This window comes from Burkholderia sp. (assembly GCF_018375725.1).
In the GTDB taxonomy this organism is placed as follows: Bacteria; Pseudomonadota; Gammaproteobacteria; order Burkholderiales; family Burkholderiaceae; genus Burkholderia.
This window is the reverse complement of sequence record NZ_JAHACR010000435.1, coordinates 1-2,607: the sequence shown is the minus strand read 5'-3', so window position 1 is coordinate 2,607 and position 2,607 is coordinate 1. Positions and strand designations below refer to the sequence as shown.

Genomic DNA, 2,607 nt, shown 5'->3' with positions numbered 1-2,607 from the left:
GCCCTGCCCGCTGCCGAAACGCTGCGCGTGCTGCGCGCGCTGAAGCCCGTCGATCCGCACGACATCGGCAAGGTCGCGGTGCGCGGCCAGTATCACGCGGGCGTGATCCGGGGCGCGCAGGTGCCCGCCTATGCGACCGAGCCGGGCGTGAAGGACGGCAGCGCAACCGAGACATTCGTCGCACTGAAGGTCGAGATCGAGAACTGGCGCTGGGCCGGCGTGCCGTTCTTCCTGCGCACCGGCAAGCGGCTTGCCGATCGCGTCGCGGAAATCGTCGTGAACTTCCGTCCGGTGCCGCACTCGGCGCTCGGGCCGGCCGCGCTGCGGCCCGGCTCGAACCGCCTCGTGATCCGCCTGCAGCCGAACGAGTCGATCCGGCTGTACTGCCTCGCGAAGCAGCCCGGCGAAGGGATGAATCTCGCGAGCGTGCACCTCGACCTCGCGTTCGACCAGTTCTTCAAGGAAGGCCAGATGGAGGCGTACCAGCGCCTGCTGCTCGACGTGATCAACGGCCGTCTCGCGCTGTTCGTGCGTCGCGACGAGCAGGAAGCCGCGTGGCGCTGGGTCGAGCCGATCCTGAACGAATGGGCGCGTTCGCTGAAGCCGCCGAAGCCGTATGCGGCGGGCACGTGGGGGCCGGCGGCGGCGAGCGCGATGCTCGCGCAGCACGGCACCTGCTGGCTCGAGGAAGAGAACTGATGCCCGGCATCGGACGCATCGCGCCCGATGCCGCGGCCCCACGACATTCACAACAAACAACGACGGTCCGGAGGAGATGTGATCGAGATCCACGCTTTCGACACGCAGGAAGCCCAAAGCGAGGCGCTTGCGCTGGCGGTCGGCCACGCGCTGCGCGAGGCGCTCGCGCGCCCGGGGCGCCCGACGCTCGCGGTGTCGGGCGGCACCAGTCCGCGCCCGTTCCTGCAGACGCTGTCGCACACGGCGCTCGCCTGGGCGGACCTCGATGTCACGCTGGTCGACGACCGCTGGGTACCGGAAGACGACCCCGCCAGCAACGCGCGCCTCGTGCACGACACGCTGCTGCAGCATGCGGCCGCGGCTGCGCCGTTCCTGCCGCTCGTCGATACGCGCTCGACGCTCGACGCGCACGTCGCCGCGCTCAACGCGAATCCCGCACACCGCGTGCCGACCGTCGCCGTGCTCGGCATGGGCGAGGACGGCCATACCGCATCGATTTTCGCGGATGCGCCCGAGTGGGAGCACGCGATCACGACGCCGGAGCGCTTCGTCGCGGTGCATCCCGGCGCGGCGCCGCACGCGCGCGTGAGCTTCTCGCTCGACGCGCTCACGCACATCGACCGGCTGTTCCTGCTGATCGCGGGCAGCCGCAAACGCGAGGTGCTCGAGGCCGCCGCCTCGGCACCGCAAAAGAACGCCATTTCAAAACTGGCCAATGACAAGGGGACAAAGCTCGATGTCTACTGGTGCGCAAAGTAAAGCTGCCGCCGCGAGCCAACATGCCGACGGCCCGCGCCTGCTCGCGGACGTCGGCGGCACCAACGCGCGCTTCGCGCTGGAGACCGGGCCGGGCGAGATCACGCAGATTCGCGTCTACCCGGGCGCCGACTATCCGACGCTCACCGACGCGATCCGCAAATACCTGAAGGACGTGAAGATCAGCCGCGTCAACCACGCGGCGATCGCGATCGCGAATCCGGTCGACGGCGACCAGGTCACGATGACCAACCACGACTGGACCTTCTCGATCGAGGCGACGCGCCGCGCGCTCGGCTTCGACACGCTGCTCGTCGTCAACGATTTCACCGCCCTCGCGATGGCGCTGCCCGGCCTCACCGATGCGCAGCGCGTGCAGATCGGCGGCGGCACGCGCCGCCAGAACAGCGTGATCGGCCTGCTCGGGCCGGGCATGGGCCTTGGCGTATCCGGGCTGATTCCGGCCGACGACCGCTGGATCGCTCTCGGCAGCGAAGGCGGCCACGCGTCGTTCGCGCCGCAGGACGAGCGCGAGGATCTCGTGCTGCAGTACGCGCGCAAGAAGTTTCCGCACGTGTCGTTCGAGCGCATCTGCGCGGGGCCGGGCATCGAGCTGATCTACCGCGCGCTCGCCGCGCGCGACAAGAAGCGCGTGGCCGCCAGCGTCGACACGCCGCACGTCGTCGAACGCGCGCATGCGGGCGATCCGCTCGCGCTCGAAGCCATCGAATGCTTCTGCGGCATCCTCGGCGCGTTCGCGGGCAGCCTCGCGCTGACGCTCGGCGCGCTCGGCGGCGTCTATATCGGCGGCGGCGTCGCGCTGAAGCTCGGCGAGCTGTTCACGCGCTCGTCGTTCCGCGAGCGCTTCGAGGCGAAGGGCCGCTTCGCGCACTATCTGTCGAACGTGCCGACCTACCTGATCACCGCCGAGTATCCGGCGTTCCTCGGCGTGTCGGCGATTCTCGCCGAGCAGCTGTCGAACCACAGCGGCGGCGCATCGTCGGCCGTGTTCGAGCGGATCCGCCAGATGCGCGACGCGCTGACGCCGGCCGAGCGCCGCGTCGCCGATCTCGCGCTGAATCATCCCCGCTCGATCATCAACGATCCGATCGTCGACATCGCACGCAAGGCCGACGTCAGCCAGCCGACGGT

The 2,607-nt window shown here is 69.7% G+C and carries 2 protein-coding genes and 1 pseudogene; all 3 read left to right on the top strand.

Annotation, left to right across the window (positions count from 1 at the left end):
- Positions 1-699 (top strand): annotated as a pseudogene (locus tag KH616_RS24000) (glucose-6-phosphate dehydrogenase); the annotation flags it as partial.
- Between the two features lie 78 nt (positions 700-777).
- Positions 778-1,458 (top strand): 6-phosphogluconolactonase, encoded by a 681-nt coding sequence (pgl, locus tag KH616_RS23995; RefSeq protein ID WP_292253610.1) that lies wholly within the window; start codon positions 778-780, stop codon positions 1,456-1,458.
- The coding region (locus KH616_RS23990; RefSeq protein ID WP_292253608.1) for a glucokinase at positions 1,436-2,607 on the top strand (1,172 nt) is incomplete at its 3' end. The genes pgl and KH616_RS23990, both read left to right, overlap by 23 nt.